Consider the following 16,254-nt stretch of genomic DNA (forward strand, 5'->3'; position numbering starts at 1 on the left):
AGGAGGAAACAAGATGCAGACAATCCGGGTGAGTTATCCGATACAAAAGTCCGTTCAGCTGCAAAGTGAACCGTGTGTGATGGCCCTCGGCTTTTTTGATGGTGTTCACCTTGGGCATCAAGAGATTATTAAAACCGCACGCGCAGAAGCAGAGAGAAAAGGGCTAAAGCTTGCGGTAATGACGTTTTCTCCGCACCCAAGTGTCGTTATTAAAAAAGGAAAGCAGATTAACGAATATATCACACCGATCTTTGAAAAAGAGAAAATCTTTGAAAAGCTGCGGGTGGACTTTTTGTACGTTGTTGATTTTAACGAAGAGGTAGCGCGGATTCCTCACCAGGATTTTGTAGATGATTTCCTCTGCGGATTACAGTGTGAGCATGCGGTTGCAGGGTTTGACTATACGTACGGCTTTAAAGGGCAGGGGACGATGGATCAGTTAAAAGTAGATGCGAAAGCACGGTTTGCTGTCACTGTTGTAAGCAAGAAAGAAAAAAACCAGCAGAAAATCAGCTCTACATTACTTCGTGAACTGATTACGTCAGGTCGGGTTGAACGTGTACCTTCTTATTTAGGCAAGTCATATAAAATCGAAGGTGAACTTTACAACGACGGCAATAAAACATTTATAGAAGTCGTTGATGACTACCTTCTCCCATGCAGCGGTACTTATGAAGTTTCAGTACGGCGGGGGATCTTCCATGAAAAAGCAGTTTGCGAAGTGACAAAATTAGGTCAAAAACGATGCCTGGAAGTTTACGGCTTACAATCAGAAGCTGTTTTCACTGGTGAAACGGTCCACCTGCAATGGCATAACTTTATTGCAGATCCGCAAAATTATCCATTCCACGTGCAATCAACAATTGATGAGTTCGAAGCATTAAGCGTAAGTGTATAAAAGACCGAGTGACATTATAATTGATATCATATATGATATCGTATACAATAACATAAAATAGAAACTATTTAGAAAATTCAGTTAGGAGGTTGTTTCATTGGCAAAGGATTATGCTGAAATTAAACAAAAATTAAGAGGTTCGGTATGTCCGGTTGTTACGCCGTTTACATCTGATCATGCAATTGATTTTCAAGCCCAGTCGGAATTGATCGAGTTTCAGCTTGAAAACGGAACGCACGCAATTTCGGTTACAGGCACATCTGGTGAACCGAGTTCTTTAACGACAGAAGAACGGGTGCAGGTGATGGAAAATGCAATGAAGACCATTAACGGCCGCGTACCGTTTGCTCCGGGAACAGGATCCGTCAATCATGACGAAACCATGTATTTAACAAAAAAGGCAGAAGAAATGGGTGCAGACGCGGCCATGGTTATAGTGCCGTACTACAATAAGCCAAACCAGCATGCGCTGTATAAACACTTTAAGACCGTGGCAGATGCCGTTGATATCCCGATTATTATTTACAACATCCCCGGTCGTACAGCGCAGAACATGGAAGTGAAAACCATGGCGCGCTTAGCAGCGGACTGCCCAAACATTGTTGGTGCTAAAGAATCCAATAAAGACTTTGAACATATTAACCGTGTCATGCTCAACTGCGGCCGTGACTTCTTGTTGTACTCCGGCATCGAATTACTCTGCTATCCAATGCTTGCGATCGGTGGTGCTGGTTCGATCAGTGCAACAGCCAACGTTGAGCCGAAAAAAGTAGCTGAGATGCATGATGCCTGGGCAGCAGGTGACGTGAAAAAAGCACAGGATCTGCACTTTGAATTAATGAATTTAAACGATGTATTGTTTAAAGATACAAATCCAGCACCAGTAAAAGCAGCGCTCGGTATGATGGGTAAAATTCACCCAGATCTGCGTCTGCCGATGGACCTTCCTTCCAAGGAACTGCAAGATGAAATCCGCCGGACGTTACAAGACTATAAGATTGAAGCAGTTAGTTACGCGTAAGCGAGTAATTGGTAAAGGAAAAGAACATGGACCGTGACGTGCTGACAACTAGAAAGGGGAGATACAGCTCTCCTCTTTTTTTTATACAAAATGTAAACGCTTTAAAATGTTAAAGGGGTGAGGGCAAGTGTTGAAAACATTTGATAAGAAGTGGTCATATGCTGTTGTACTTTCAGCTGCGATGTTCAGTCTGACAGCATGTGGGGGAGACACCGATGTGGAAGGTGAAACGAGCGGAGGAGAGAATGAGGGAGGAGAAGCTGGGGAGTTTTCATATGACTTTTCCCATATGTTCCCTTCAAGTCATGTGATGGAGACAGATGTTGTTACTCCTTTCATTGAAGATGTTAACGAAGCTACAAATGGAGGGGTGGATATTACGTCTTACCCAGGTGCTCAGCTTGCTGAGCCGGATGCGCAGTACGAAGCAGCAGCGACAAGTGTTGCAGATATGGGATTTAGTGTACACAGCTATACACCAGGTCAGTTCCCATTAACGTCTGTCATGGAGCAGCCGTTTATGGCGAGCACAGGTGCAGAAGGTTCTGACATTCTTTGGGACCTTTACGAAGAATTCCCGGAAATTCAAGCAGAATATGATGATGTAGAAGTGCTTTGGATCGGAACATCTGAGCCGGGCCAAATTTATACAGTAGATCAACAAGTAACAAGTGTTGAGGATCTTGAAGGAATGAGAATGCGTTCACCTTCGCCGGAAGTGAATAAATGGCTTGAAGCTGCCGGAGCGACGCCGGTGACAATGTCAATGAATGAAACATATGAAGCGCTTGAGCGCGGCACTGTTGACGGGACTGTGGGCCCGTATCACACTTTGCTCGATTACAGTCTTCAAGAAGTGATTGATTATGTTACCGTCGGTGATTTCTATATGACAACGTTTTTTGCAGTGATGAATCAAGGAGCTTGGGATGAAATGGATGAAGAAACCCAAGGACAAGTAGAAGACGTTGCTAAACGGGAAATGTCAGTTCATTTAGGCGAAATGATGGATGAGCGCGGAGAAGAAGCGATTGAAGCAGCGGAAGAAGCTGGGGCGGAGTTTTATGAGCTTGACGAAGCCGATCAGGAAGAATGGGAAGAGTACCTGCTTACAGGTGTTGAGGAATGGATTAAAGAACGAGAAGCTGAAGGGCTGCCGGCACAAGAAGTATATGACTACGCGGAATCACTAGGTGATGAGTAGAAAAGGCAGGCGTTTTAATTATGGAAAGCTTGATTTCATCGTTAGATAAAGTTGCTCAAATATTGAGTTCTTTGCTGCATTACCTATCAAACACCATTTTACTTTTTATGACTTTCCTAATCACGTTTAATGTGATTGGACGATACTTCTTTAATCAACCTATTTTGGGGGCTTTTGAACTGACGGAACAAAGTTCGGCCCTCCTTGTCTTTTTTGCTTTAGCTGTTACGCATCAATATAAGGAGCATATCGCAATTGGTTTTCTCGTCGATAAGTTATCCGTGAAACTAAGGCATAGCATAGAAGGGATTATTGAGGTTGTCATCTTTATCGTTGTGCTTGTGATGAGCTGGGCTGTACTGCAGGAAGCATTTCGCATGATGAACCGTGGTGTTACAACAAGTGATTTAAGTCTTGTTGTTTATCCGTTTATTATCGTTGCTTCTGCAGGTTTGCTCATTTTTGCTTTAACCGCCTTCACGAATAGTCTTAAGCATTTCGTAAAGGTGGTGAGCACTCATGAGTCTTGAGTTCATAGGTGCATTAGGTATAGCTGTATTACTACTATTGTTTTTGATAAAAGTTCCTGTCAGTATCTCATTAATTATTGTAGGCACGGTGGGGTACGGGCTTATACGCGGGTTTGAAACTGGTTTGGTTCAGCTTGGTAATACCCCGTTTGCAACAGCAAGTTCTTATGCTTTAAGTGTGATTCCCCTATTCATTCTAATGGGGATGCTCTTGTCGTTCAGTAACTTTGGCAGAGATTTGTTCCGAGCTGTTGATGCATGGATCGGTCATTTTCGAGGCGGCATGGCATTAACGACGATCGGCACGAGCGCAATATTTTCTTCGATATCCGGCTCGGTCAATGCGACGACAGCTTCGATGGCACGAGTGACGCTGCCTGAAATGCGTCATTACAATTACAGCCCGACACTTTCAACAGCATGTGTTGCGGCCGGCGGGACGCTCGGCATCTTAATTCCGCCTAGTGTTATTTTAATTTTGTATGGTGTGTTAACGATGGAGCCGATTGATCAGCTCCTGGTAGCTGGACTGATACCGGGGGTTGTCCAGATGCTTTTATTTATGGGGGTTGTCTATCTCTGGGTGAAAAAAGACCCTGAGGCCGGACCGCCGTCCCAGCGTTCCCCATGGATCGAAAAGTTCAAATCATTATCGAAGGTGTGGCCGTTTCTACTATTGTTTATTGTCTCTATTGGGGGAATTTATTTAGGAGTGTTCACGCCTACGGAGGCAGGAGCCATAGGCTCATTTGGCGCGCTGATGCTAGCGCTCGTTACGAGACGTTTAGATTTTAAAACATTAAAGCAGGCGCTTGGAGAAACGACCCGTCTCTCGGCAATGATATTTTTAATCTTAATCGGTGCTGATATTTTCAGTCAGTTTTTAGCAATCAGCACAATCCCGGCTCAAGTTACGCAATTTGTGGAAGGACTCGGCTGGCATCCAATACTTATCATGGGGGCAATCCTTCTTGTTTACTTTGTACTCGGTTTGTTTCTCGAAGGCATTGCGATTCTTGTGTTAACGCTCCCTGTGATTCATCCGCTTGTGACAGGGCTAGGGTTTGATGGGGTCTGGTTCGGTGTCATTATGGTGATGGTCATGAACATGGGCTTAATTACGCCGCCGCTTGGAATCAGTGTATATATCATTAGCGGGGTCGTAAAAGATATTCCAATTGAACGCATTTTTAAAGGCGTTGTCCCCATGCTGCTTGCGATGGTTGCGGCGATTGTCATTTTCTTAATCTTTCCGGAGCTTGTTACCATTTTACCTGAGCTCATGAGAAGCGGTTAAAGTTAAGGCTGAATTTCTATTCTAGTTTAGAAAAAGCTCTCACCTAAAGGCGGTCAGACTGTCGACATAGTACAAAATCTAAAATTCATGCACAGCTTACTGCTCCGGTTCGCGGGCTGCACTTTAAAACCGAACCATGAACGTAACCTTCACGCCAGACGAACGCTTTCCCGAGGGCTTGGCTTCAGCTAACTTGTTCGATTTGATTGCCAATCGAACAAGTGGATCTTCAGCCTGCGCTTGATCCTCTGGGAGTCGCCGTCTTTCGTTTCGGTCACTTGTAAACTTAACGATCAGCAAGCATTTCCAATGTATAGGGTTTGTTTGATTACTCATGAAGCATCATGATGAAATTGATACATGTAGATATTGCTTGATCAATAGGAGGACTACCAATTATAACCATAAAATAACGCAAGGCTGACAAGCATCGGCAGCGACGTCTACCGGGAACAGTACGAGCCGAAAATCCCGCAGGCAGCGGTTTTCTGCCGAGGAAGATGAAGCGGTACAAGAGGCTAAGAAGACAAGGTGCGACCAAGCGCCCGCCGAAAAGCGACGTCAGCCTTCACTTTTTTAAAAAGTTTGTCAGCACGCTCTCGCCTACAGGCGGGGGCTTTTTAAAAATGAACTTCGTTTTTTTACGATAAAACTTGTACAATGGGGTAAAAGCACGTAGGAGGTAGCGTATGCCGGAGCGAAATGAACCTTGTCCATGTGGCAGTGGTAAAAAATATAAAAAGTGTTGTGCAAGAAAAGAGTCACTAGCTTTTGATCAACAGGTGATCAATGACATCGGAATGTTGTTTCAAGAATACACTGACATGATGGCTGAACAAGTGGATAAGGATGAAAGTACAGTTTCAAGTTTTCAGCAGGAAATGATGCGGGTCGAGGCGAATGGGCTTGAATTTGAAGGGAATGAAGGGTTTTTCAGCCTCGTATTTATGTTGGATCACGGTTTTGTGAAGAATCAAGACAAATGGCAGAGATTTATTGATGAAGAAAAAAAGAAATTCAACCGGGCCAAGACGAAACACGCCCTCGAGCCGTTGAAAAACCCCTCCGTATTTTTAGCAGAGATTACGGGTGTTAATGGTGACACAGCGTTAATTACAGAGGTTACCGAACAAGAAAAGAAGCCGCTCTACACCCTTGAATCATGGAAAGAGACAGCAAAACACCCGGTAGGAACAAGGTATATCGGGCTCGGTGTACCGTTTATGGACGGCCTGCTTGCGCTGCCGGCAGTTTTTCATGCAGGAGCAAGTGAGGATAATAACATTGAACGACTTTCAGAAAAAATGCGAGTACTAGGATTTAGCGAATGGTCTGTATTTTTAAACGCAAGCATTTTGGATCGGTCAATCGATATTTTAGCACCTGACAATATGCTTCCACGGTCTTCTGCAAACTATGATTTTCGAGCGCAAGATCAACAAGCCTTGACACAGTTAACAGACTTTTTTGATCAAATGCTGCCACCAATGCTGCGCTGGATGGGTGAAGAAGTTGAGGACAGACTTGCGGTATTCCTAGGTGAAGAAAAACCGCAGATGCGTAAGCCGGCCATTTACGCGGCCGGAGCGGCAGCTGGAGCAAAAGAGATATTTCCACTTCGGGCGGAAAAAATGGAACATGGCGGGTTTACCATCAAAGAGCTCGCGGAACATTTTGGCTGCTCGCCTGACTCAGTGAGTAAAGCCGCAGATCGTATCATTGATAATGATCCGGATTCTTGGGATCAGCTTGATGAACAAGCATCCAAATTTTTGGCAGAGCAAGCAAGTAGAAGCATGTCAGGGACGCCGAAAATCTCAACGAATTCAGGTTTTTATCCGGCAGCAACAGAGGCATTGATGTGGAAAATGCAGCGGCTGATCCTGCGCGGTGAGTTGGATCCAAATCATATCGATGCTTTTGCTGGGGAACTCTTTGTACCCAAAACCCCTGAAGAATCCCAGCAGTTGCAGGTTTATGATGCTTACGAAGCATTTGAAAAAGTCGGTGAGGAAGAGGCTGCAGCCTTATGTCGCCCTGCTGAAATCATGAACGTGGAAGAGCCGGTGGCGGACTTATACAATTTGAAAGGCTTGCTCGCGAAAGATCCTGAAGAAAAAGAAGCTTACTTTAGACAGGCTGTCGATATCGTTGAAAAAGAATTAGCAGAAATTCCACCAGAGGAGCGGCCGGATAATGCTTGGAGCGATGTTACTTTTCGGCCGTATTTGCGGGCGCTAATTAATGAAGCGGCATCTTTTTGTGATCGTCAAGCATTTCAAGAGGCGATAAAGCAACTGGCGTTTATGCTAAAAATAAATCCAGATGATAATCAAGGTTTACGCTTTTGGCTTCATGCCCTTTATATTTGCGAAGGGTCCTGGGAGAAAGAGAAGGAGCTTTTAGCAACGTATCCTGATGAGGAAGATAACTCCATTTATTGGGCGAATCAGTTGTTAAAAGCATTCCTTCGTAAAGATCAGGAGCTCGTTGATGAAGCAATGAGTGAGTTAGCAGAACATAATCATGAGCTGATGGATCATATGGTGCTTCGTAAGCCAAAACCTGAACACCCGCCTTTGGCAGTCTCAGCAGGTGAACAAAGTGAAGTTGAGTATTATGCTTATATTGCTACAGGCATTTGGGAAGATATGTTTGAGCGACTTGGCAGCGATTTGTTAACACTACTTGATACCGAGGATTAAGGAAAAAGCGGCGTTGTAAAAGTACAGCGCCGCTTTTTTAGTAGCGTGTGTCTTTCATCCAGCGCTCTAATTCATCGCGGTCAATTAAAGTAACACCGGCAGCTGAAGCAAGCGTGTGCGCGGCTTTTGTGTAGTAACTGTTTGAAACGACCCATGCCATGTCCGCTTCATAATACGGCATGGCGGTATACACCTCTTGGACCGCCCGAACACCGATGGTTGAGTTGTAGCGTTTTGCCTGCAGCACGATACGGGTCTCTGCGGTATCAATCACTAAGTCAGCACCAAAGTCACTGCTTCCCTGAGTGACGGATACGTGTTTATAGCCGCTCGCTTTAAGCAGTTCTGCAATATAACTTTCAAACGCGTAACCATCGAGCCTGTCAACATAGCCGAGCCCGGTACGCCGCTTTTTAATGAAGCGGTAAAGCCAAAACGAAAAGAGCAGGATAGTGGCAAACAGCGCTGCCCAGCCGGCAGTTCTCATATCGTCTGTTTGCACATAAACAGGAACGCCGGCAGAGGCGCCTATAATCACGAGCCAAAGTAATTTTGTTTTCATGTTTTCCAAAACTCCTCAAAGTATAGCTGGTTTGAAGTATGAGCCAATCCGCGGATTATTCCTATTGTAGCACGTATGTTCGTTTTTGGTTGTATTCTTTAACTTCCCCCTTTTCTATAACAGTAAATCGATGTAGTATAATAGATAGAAAGGTGAGAATCATCTGAAAAATACGACCTGCACAGAGGAGGAGCTAGTATGCATGTACCTTTAGTTGTGACAGATTTTTTAGACCGTGCCGTGCAGCTTTACGCACAGAAAACAGCCGTTATTGATGGAAATTGGCGCTTAACCTACACCGACGTTTACCACCGGGTTCAGCAATTATCGCGAGGTTTGAAAGCGCTTCAAATTGAAAAAGGTGATAAGGTCGCTTATCTCGCGCCGAACTCGACGGAAATGTACGAAGGGTTTTATGGTGTTTTTCAAGTAGGCGGGGTGATGACGCCGCTAAACACACGTCTAACCCCGGATGACTATATTTTTATTTTAAATCACAGCGAATCAAAAGTGCTGTTTGTCGATATCACGCTGTACGAACGGGTGAAAGAAATCCGTGATCAACTCGAAACGGTGCATACCATCATTGTGCACGGGATGGATGAAGACCGTGGACAGGATATCGCATATGAGCCGTGGCTTGCCTCGTTTTCAGAAGAAGAGATCGAGCGTGAGCCTTTAGAAGAAACAGATATTGCAAGCCTCTTATATACAAGCGGGACGACCGGAAATCCGAAAGGTGTCATGCTAAGCCACCGGAGCAACTACTTACACGCCCTTACAACGATGCATCATTTACGTGTAAGTGACCAAGATACATTAATTCACATTTTACCAATGTTTCACGTCAACGGCTGGGGATCACCGTTTTACTACACCGCTAACGGTGCAACCCAGGTAATGCAGCGGCAGATGGATCCAGCAGAAATTTTCAAAAAGATTGAAGCTGAAGGTGTGACGGTGGCACATATGGCACCGACTGTGTTGAATATGCTGCTTGAGCATGATGCGCTTAGTGACGCGCCACTCAAGCTCACGCAGGATGTGCGCGTCGTTATCGCAGGTTCTGCCCCGCCGCCGGCTTTTGTGAAACGAGTGGAGGAAGATTTAGGATGGGAGTTTATTCAAGTTTATGGAATGACTGAAATCTCACCTTTGATCACAACCTCACAAATCAACACCGAAGTCGCTGACAAATCAAAGGAAGAAAAACAACGGCTGAAAGCAAAAACCGGTTATGCGATGATCGGGTCGAACGTGCGCGTAGTGGATGAAGACGGCAGTGACGTGCCATGGGACGGAGCGTCCATTGGGGAGATTGTTACCCGATCCAACAATGTGATGGAAGGGTATTGGAAAAATCCTGAAGCGACGAATGAAACAATTAAAAATGGTTACTTGCATACAGGGGATATGGCTAATGTTGACTCAGATGGCTATATTGAAATTGTTGACCGGAAAAAAGATGTGATTATTAGCGGTGGAGAAAACATTTCTTCCATTGAAGTTGAAGGCTGCTTGTATGAACATCCCGATGTCAGAGAAGCTGCCGTGATTTCGGCACCTCATGAAAAATGGGGCGAAGTGCCGCACGCGATTGTCGTGCTGCGCGAAGGTAGTGAAGTGACTGAAGAAGATTTGATGAACTTTGCAAGAGAAAACATGGCAAAGTTTAAAGCGCCAAAAGGTATTAGCTTTATGGAAGAGCTTCCAAAAACAGCGTCCGGCAAAATCCAGAAAGTCCAGCTGCGCAAACCTTTCTGGGAAGAAAGCGGGCGAATGGTGAACTAAAACTAAGCAAGGTCAGAGGGCCCCATAAGATACTAAAAATGCTAGGTATGAAAATATACTTGCTTCCACCAATCGCACAAGTGAGACATCTACTCATTTAGCACTTACACTTGTTTTCGTTGTGTCTGCTTTTCCACAAGGCAACGCTTTAACTTATGCGTGAAAAAACCGCTTATTTTGAGGTCTTCGTCTGCTGATATTCCCAGTAGTGTTCAAGAGAGCTGTGCGTAAAAACAAAAATACAAAGGCGGTTCGCGCGTGAAAGGACTACTCTTTAAGTTGCCGTTACAGTTATCATGACGGTTTAATAACACCATATCTTCGTTAAAAGGCTGAACCTTATGATTTTCGACTTTCACCTATGTGGATATTGCTTAATAACGGTCTATATGATGTTTCATGACGATATAATAGCTTAAGTCTGACAAGCATCGGCGGCGACGCCTTCGGGAACAGTACGAGCCGAAAATCCCGCAGGCAGAGGTTTTCTGCCGAGGAAGTTGAGGCCGTACCCGAGGCAAGCGTCCGCCGAAAAGCGACGTCAGTCATAGTTCATCTTGAAAATTTATCTAAACGCTGACCAGCATCGGGACGACCGGTGCTGTTTTTTTGTATTGTTAAATCTTTGTGCGAATTAGCCCGAAAGTTCGTAGACAGGCTTGTAAAAGGTATATTATGATAATTGAAGGATTTTTCAAACAATCTATGAAAATAACTTACATATATGGAGGTTTCTATGAAAATATTGAAACGGTTAAACGGCTTTCATTGGTCTGCTGCACTCATTGCAGCTGCGCTTGCCGGCGGCGCTGCTCATGCCGGTGCCGCAACAAACGGGGAATTAACTGATCATGAGACGTTAGCCGATGTTGATGTAGCCGAGGCATTCAGTGATGTCAATGAAGGTGCTTATTACGAGCGTCCGGTTCATGTGATGGCAGAGGCCGGTATGATTGCAGGGACAGGTGAAAACACCTTTACCCCGGACCGGGCATTAACCCGTGGTGAAGCAGCAACATTATTCAGCCGTGCGCTTGCTTGGAGCGGCGGAGAAGATGTGCCGTTCCCTGATGTTGAAGAAGGTAAGTTTTATTACGAAGCGGTAGGAGAAGCTGTGGCGCGCGATGTGATTAGCGGCTACCCTGATGGCACATTTCAGCCGGACAATGACATAACCCGTGCAGAAATGGCACTTGTTATGGAGCGTGCGTTTGATTTACCAGTCGCAGAAGAAGCGCACGACTTTGCTGATGTGGATGGACATTTTGCCGAAGAAGCCATTGCTTCGCTTCAAGAAGCCGGATTTACTGAAGGATATGAAGATGGCACTTACCGGCCGGAAGAAGATGTCTCACGGGCAGAATTTGCAGTGTTCTTATCTCGCTCAACTGAGGTTCAGGAACGCTTAGTTGAAGTGCTTGTACCGGATTTTGGCCTTGAAGGACTCGAGCCAGCTGAAAATATAGCGCCCCATGACGAGCTTAAACTTAAGTTTAACGCACCAGTTGCAGAAGAAAGCGCAGCCGATGGCGTGGAGCTGACAGATGCAGCTGGGAATTCGATCGCGGTAAACGTTTCTCAACAAGATGATCGGACACTTACGCTTCAGCCTGTTGTTGAGCTTGATCCGGAAACAACATATGACGTGACAGTAACAGCAGATGTTACGGCTCGTGACGGCCGCGAAGCAGAAGAAGAGACGCTTTCGTTTACAACAATCCAGCCAAGTTTTGAAGTTGCAGAAGTTTTACCGGAAGAACACAGCGATGTCGCTGTGGACACATCGTGGACGATACATTTTGATGAGGTGCTTGACCCGGAAACAGATGTAAGTCAATGGGCGACCATTGAAGATCATGAAGGAAACGCACATGATGTCGATGTACAGCCACATGCGACTGAGGCGGACGCTGTAGAAGTGACTCCGCTAACGTTTTATGATAGTGACAGTGAATATGAACTTGTGATTGCCGAGGACGCAAAATCAGCGGATGGCATCACCTTAGAAGAGGAAGTACGTATCCCGTTTATGACAGAAGCAGACACAAGCTTTGAAGTCGCTTCGCTCCAAAATGGTGAATGGCAGACAGTTGCAGAATACGATTCTTACAATGATGCGCTATATGCAGCATCTGGGGATCAAGTGGTGCGATACGCAGATGAGGTGCTTTGGACAGAAAGTGGTGTAGCTCAGACGAATTCAGGTGGGATTGTGAACGTCTTTTCATCAGCAGAAATGCGTGCAGGAGAAAGCATAACGTATATTGAGCCGCAAACTCACATGGAAATCCTAGCGGTACATGAAGACGCTGTTGAAGTAGCGATTTCGGGTGCCCAAGGCTATGTCGCTCATGCTGATATCACATTGCTTCCGGAAAGCCTCGATCCGGATCGTTCTTACTACGAAAATGTTGATGGGGAGCTTTATCACCGGGTAGCGCGCAATTACGGATATGAAAGTTACCGTTACGGTCCGGCGCCTGACTTTCTAGCTGAAGGTGAAACGGCGGAAAGTTTAGATGGGATCTCATTTGAGGAAGGTACGTATGAGCATCCATACACTTTCAAGGATATGAAGGAACCGACAGAATTTGATGAAGAAGACTTTGAAGAGATGTTTGAAGAGCATCGTCCGGATGCCCGGCTGCGCGAAGCGATTCCATACTTCTTTAAAGCAGAGGAAGAACATGGTGTGAATGCGCAGTATGTGCTTGCAGTTGCAGCCCACGAAAGCAGCTGGGGAGAAAGTGATATCGCCCGGGATAAAGATAACTACTTTGGGATCGGTGCGGTTGATGGCGATGCGTACGAAGCCGCCAATGAGTATGAAGATATGGAAACAGGAATTATTGAAGGTGCCGCCTTCATCAAAGAATACTTCAATGAGAATGATTGGCGTTACAATGGCCCTTTTCCAGGTAATAAAGGTGAGGGGATGAATGTGAATTATGCTTCTGATCCATTTTGGGGACAGAAAAACGCAGGGTATATGTACCGTTTAAGTGAAAGTATAGGCGAAGAATAAAACAAAAGCGTGGGCAGCAAAGACTGTCCACGCACTTTTTTGAACACGTAGAAAGCCCCTGCCGGTTAACCGGCAGGGGCTTTAAAAAGCAGGTTTACTGCTTTTGAACGTTTGCAGCTTGTGGGCCGCGTTGGCCTTCTTGAATTTCAAAAGAAACAGTTTGGCCTTCTTCAAGTGTTTTGAATCCTTCTTCTTGGATGGCAGAGAAGTGAACAAATACGTCGTCTTGACCTTCTACCTCGATGAAACCGAATCCTTTTTCTGCGTTAAACCATTTTACGTTACCTTCAACCATGGTAATGCCTCCTGCGCGGGATTTTCCCGCAAATATATTACTATTTCGCTCTCTGCAACTTCCATCCAGATCCAACCTTGAAAGGCCACGGTCCAGCTCATTACGTCGAACCTCAATAGCTTATGTTTATTATAGCACAGGCACCTAAGAAATGATACATCAAATTTAAAAAAAGTTGCTGAAAAAATTTTGGCGGCTGAAGCCGGTACTTTCAGCCATGTGAATATAGGGTATACACTGTATTTTAAAATGAATTCCTATATAATAAAGAAAAATCATCACCAGGGGGCGAAGGCAGTGAAAAAAGCAGGGTTATTATGCGGACTTGCAACCGTAGTGTTAAGCTTAATGGTATCAGAAACGAGTTATGCTGAACATAGTGAACCGGTTTACGGTTATATGGATCATGAAGCGAACCGGTCGCTTGTGCCGCTTAGATTTGTCAGTGAAACTTTCGGTGCTGACGTGCGGTGGGAAAACGATACGCGCACAGCGGTCGTGCAACATGAAGGTACACGGGTGGATCTGCCGGTGGATGGACGCGAAGCTGTAGTAAATGGTGAAACAAGGGCACTTGAAACCTCACCTGCAATTACGAATAATCGTACATATATTCCGCTCCGGTTTATGAATGATATGCTCGGCTATACCACAACTTGGGATGGTGATCGTTACATAGCTAATGTAGTACATAACGATGATACCGTTGAAGTTACCATTGATTTAGGTCGCTCAACACAAGCTGGACATGGAGCAATCGCCGGGGTTCAAACATCTTACCGGATGATTGACCTTACCAACCGTCACTTAGATGTAGATGTAGGCTTGGCGCACGGTCGGGTGGGGGCCACCGCACCTCTAGCTCATATTGCAGCAGCTGGTGGTGCGGATTATGCAGTTAACGGGACTTTCTTTGATGCCTACACAGCAAACACTGATCCGTATGGTATGATTCAAACAGATGGTGAGCTTGCTCATATTGGTCGCGGTAAAACAGCGATCGGTTTTACTCCGACAAATGAAATCTTAATGGATGTCCTCTCACCGGAGGTTGAAGGTTATGTCGCAGGCGGTGAGCGTTGGGATGAAACGTGGTATGCGACGTGGATGAATCGTGAGGCTGCGGAAAGTGGGAGTGAGTCGATCTTGTATACACGCGCTTTTGGCAGTGAAGTGACGCATAATACCGGCACGCATATTGTTGTGGAAAACGATATTGTGCGTGAGGTAACATCTGAAACGACAGCTATCCCTGCAGACGGGTTTGTACTTTATTTGAACGGCTCGGCGGAAAGTCAGATGGCCGAACGTTTCAACGTCGGTGAGCCGGCCGGTTATGAGATCAATTATGAGGCAGAAACGAGCAGCGATGAACGCTGGCACGAGGCAGAGACGATCCTAGGTGCCGGACCGCGCCTCGTGCGTGATGGTGTCATAGATGTAGGCACGACTGCTGAGGAATTCCACGATCCAGCGGTTACCCAGCGCTCCGCTTCGCGCTCTGCCATCGGGGTTACCGAAGACCGCCGGCTCATTGTTTTGACCGCTTCTGGAGCTACAATGGAGCAGCTTGCTCGCGCGATGCAGTCACTTGGTGCTGAGCAGGCGATGAATTTAGACGGGGGTGCGTCAAGTGGCTTATATGAAGGTGGTTCTTATATTGCACCACCTGGACGCGAGCTCTCCAATGCGTTGTTATTCCGCATGAACTAAAGCGGGTTGGGACGCACAAATTCGGCGTGCAGCCCGCTGAGCGCCGGCTATATTACGGGACACCGGCCCGAGCTCCAGCTCTGCTAACGGCCCCATCACATAGAGGCCTTGGTGCCAAGCGAGGTTTTCACTGTCGACGATTGGATACCCGCACGGCGCTGTGGAAAGGTCGCAGTCGTCAATCAGCGGCTGAAGCCAAGACTTCCCGGGCATTTTTTGTTGAAAACCGGTCGCGAGTAAAAGGTGGTCAGCTTCAAGCGCTTCTCCGTCGGCCAGCTCAAGCTGCCAGCTTTGAGTTTGAGAAGCGTTAGTTACCCGCTGTTCAGACAGTGTGATTCGTCCGTCTTTTATATGTTGCTTTAACATTTGATAAAACTTACGCGGCATTGATCCTCGGTGTCGCGCCTTCGTTAAGATATCACGGCGTACCGTGGTATCTTTTTCTTTGTTGAAAGCCTTCATATATTTTGGGCCGAGCCATCCAGGGTCGGAATCAAAGCGTTGAATTTGTAAATCTTTCCCCGAAGCAAGCGTGACGTGTGCAGCACTGCCTTGTGAAGCCGCAAGCGCAGCTTGAGCTCCTGTAATGCCGCCCCCGATAACAGCAACCTGTCCTGTTAATTTTGGGATGCTCGGCATTTCTTGTGAAAACACATGATAACACCCGCTTGCTCGATCGGGCTTAAGAAAATTCGGGATGTTGGGTGCTTCGCTTGCGCCAATGGCGAGAATAACCTGCCGGGCGTGAATACCGTGCTTACTATTCAAAAGAACAAACCAGCCATTTTCAGATGTACGTTGAAGTTTCACGACATTCCCTTGTACCCAAGACTCCCGCCAGTTTAGGTCTTCAAGGGTAGCGTCTGCATGCATATCGAAAGCTTCAAGTGATGGGTGTTTGTAGTGACCGGAAAACGGCGCCCGCTCAAACAGGTGACGGTTTTCTTTGGCGTAATGAATAAACGAAAACGGTGTAGTATCGATGTGATGAACGCCTGGGGAACGCAAATCTGTCATGTGAACGGCAGATGTACACCGCTTCCAGACGGCGAGCGGTTCTTCAGCCGGGTCAACCCAGGCAATTTGAGATGCTTTGACACCTAACATTTTTCGAAGGTGTGTAAACATTGTACTGCCATGAATCCCTCCGCCAATAATTAACCACTCAACCATGTGAGATTTCGCCCCTTCCATCTATAAAACGTAATAATTA

12 protein-coding genes are annotated in these 16,254 nt (G+C 46.0%); 9 read left to right on the top strand and 3 right to left on the bottom strand.

The window, feature by feature from the left end:
* The first annotated feature begins 13 nt into the window (after positions 1-13).
* The 6 genes from B0H94_RS04435 (at position 14) to B0H94_RS04460 (ending at position 7,655) form a co-directional block, all read left to right on the top strand.
* Entirely contained in the window at positions 14-898 is an 885-nt protein-coding gene (locus B0H94_RS04435) for an FAD synthetase family protein (RefSeq protein WP_106588048.1), read from the top strand.
* A gap of 97 nt (positions 899-995) precedes the next feature.
* The gene (gene hpaI, locus B0H94_RS04440; RefSeq protein WP_106588049.1) at positions 996-1,919 is read left to right on the top strand and encodes a 2,4-dihydroxyhept-2-ene-1,7-dioic acid aldolase; all 924 of its coding nucleotides are present in this window, start codon (positions 996-998) and stop codon (positions 1,917-1,919) included.
* A 127-nt stretch (positions 1,920-2,046) separates the two neighbouring features.
* Entirely contained in the window at positions 2,047-3,123 is a 1,077-nt protein-coding gene (locus tag B0H94_RS04445) for a TRAP transporter substrate-binding protein (protein ID WP_245893899.1), read from the top strand.
* 20 nt (positions 3,124-3,143) lie between these two features.
* Positions 3,144-3,653: a TRAP transporter small permease gene (locus tag B0H94_RS04450; protein ID WP_106588050.1), complete on the top strand. Its 510-nt coding sequence runs from the start codon at positions 3,144-3,146 to the stop codon at positions 3,651-3,653.
* Entirely contained in the window at positions 3,643-4,950 is a 1,308-nt protein-coding gene (locus tag B0H94_RS04455) for a TRAP transporter large permease (RefSeq protein ID WP_106588051.1), read from the top strand. Before B0H94_RS04450 ends, B0H94_RS04455 begins: the two co-directional genes overlap by 11 nt.
* A 689-nt stretch (positions 4,951-5,639) precedes the next feature.
* Complete coding sequence (locus tag B0H94_RS04460; protein ID WP_106588052.1) at positions 5,640-7,655, top strand: SEC-C metal-binding domain-containing protein; 2,016 nt, start codon at positions 5,640-5,642, stop codon at positions 7,653-7,655.
* A gap of 37 nt (positions 7,656-7,692) precedes the next feature.
* Here B0H94_RS04460 and B0H94_RS04465 read toward each other — a convergent pair whose 3' ends face one another.
* Complete coding sequence (locus tag B0H94_RS04465) at positions 7,693-8,217, bottom strand: restriction endonuclease (protein ID WP_106588053.1); 525 nt, start codon at positions 8,215-8,217, stop codon at positions 7,693-7,695.
* 198 nt (positions 8,218-8,415) lie between these two features.
* Between B0H94_RS04465 and B0H94_RS04470 the strand changes: the two genes are divergently transcribed.
* Together B0H94_RS04470 and B0H94_RS04475 are read left to right on the top strand one after the other, a co-directional pair.
* The gene (locus B0H94_RS04470; RefSeq protein ID WP_106588054.1) at positions 8,416-10,008 is read left to right on the top strand and encodes a long-chain-fatty-acid--CoA ligase; all 1,593 of its coding nucleotides are present in this window, start codon (positions 8,416-8,418) and stop codon (positions 10,006-10,008) included.
* A 736-nt stretch (positions 10,009-10,744) separates the two neighbouring features.
* The gene (locus B0H94_RS04475) at positions 10,745-13,033 is read left to right on the top strand and encodes an S-layer homology domain-containing protein (RefSeq protein WP_181315252.1); all 2,289 of its coding nucleotides are present in this window, start codon (positions 10,745-10,747) and stop codon (positions 13,031-13,033) included.
* Positions 13,034-13,127: 94 nt separating this feature from the next.
* Here the strand turns inward: B0H94_RS04475 and B0H94_RS04480 are convergent, their stop codons facing one another.
* Complete coding sequence (locus tag B0H94_RS04480; protein WP_106588056.1) at positions 13,128-13,328, bottom strand: cold-shock protein; 201 nt, start codon at positions 13,326-13,328, stop codon at positions 13,128-13,130.
* Between the two features lie 297 nt (positions 13,329-13,625).
* Between B0H94_RS04480 and B0H94_RS04485 the strand changes: the two genes are divergently transcribed.
* Positions 13,626-15,041 carry a phosphodiester glycosidase family protein gene (locus tag B0H94_RS04485; protein ID WP_181315253.1) on the top strand — a complete coding sequence of 472 codons (1,416 nt, stop codon included), beginning with the start codon at positions 13,626-13,628 and terminating at the stop codon, positions 15,039-15,041.
* Here the strand turns inward: B0H94_RS04485 and B0H94_RS04490 are convergent.
* On the bottom strand, positions 15,024-16,214 hold the full coding sequence (locus B0H94_RS04490; protein ID WP_181315254.1) for an FAD/NAD(P)-binding protein: 1,191 nt from the start codon (positions 16,212-16,214) through the stop codon (positions 15,024-15,026). The genes B0H94_RS04485 and B0H94_RS04490 overlap by 18 nt on opposite strands.
* Positions 16,215-16,254 lie beyond the last annotated feature (40 nt).

Origin of the sequence: Salsuginibacillus halophilus (assembly GCF_003014715.1) — a bacterium.
GTDB classification, from domain to species: Bacteria; Bacillota; Bacilli; order Bacillales; family Marinococcaceae; genus Salsuginibacillus; species Salsuginibacillus halophilus.

What these genes read in the sequence shown, in the direction of transcription:
- B0H94_RS04435 (WP_106588048.1), top strand. Translation starts at nt 14, where the DNA reads ATGCAGACAATCCGGGTGAGTTATCCGATACAAAAGTCCGTTCAGCTG.
- B0H94_RS04450 (WP_106588050.1), top strand. Translation starts at nt 3,144, where the DNA reads ATGGAAAGCTTGATTTCATCGTTAGATAAAGTTGCTCAAATATTGAGT.
- B0H94_RS04455 (WP_106588051.1), top strand. Translation starts at nt 3,643, where the DNA reads ATGAGTCTTGAGTTCATAGGTGCATTAGGTATAGCTGTATTACTACTA.
- B0H94_RS04460 (WP_106588052.1), top strand. Translation starts at nt 5,640, where the DNA reads ATGCCGGAGCGAAATGAACCTTGTCCATGTGGCAGTGGTAAAAAATAT.
- B0H94_RS04465 (WP_106588053.1), bottom strand. Translation starts at nt 8,217, where the DNA reads ATGAAAACAAAATTACTTTGGCTCGTGATTATAGGCGCCTCTGCCGGC.
- B0H94_RS04470 (WP_106588054.1), top strand. Translation starts at nt 8,416, where the DNA reads ATGCATGTACCTTTAGTTGTGACAGATTTTTTAGACCGTGCCGTGCAG.
- B0H94_RS04475 (WP_181315252.1), top strand. Translation starts at nt 10,745, where the DNA reads ATGAAAATATTGAAACGGTTAAACGGCTTTCATTGGTCTGCTGCACTC.
- B0H94_RS04480 (WP_106588056.1), bottom strand. Translation starts at nt 13,328, where the DNA reads ATGGTTGAAGGTAACGTAAAATGGTTTAACGCAGAAAAAGGATTCGGT.
- B0H94_RS04490 (WP_181315254.1), bottom strand. Translation starts at nt 16,214, where the DNA reads ATGGTTGAGTGGTTAATTATTGGCGGAGGGATTCATGGCAGTACAATG.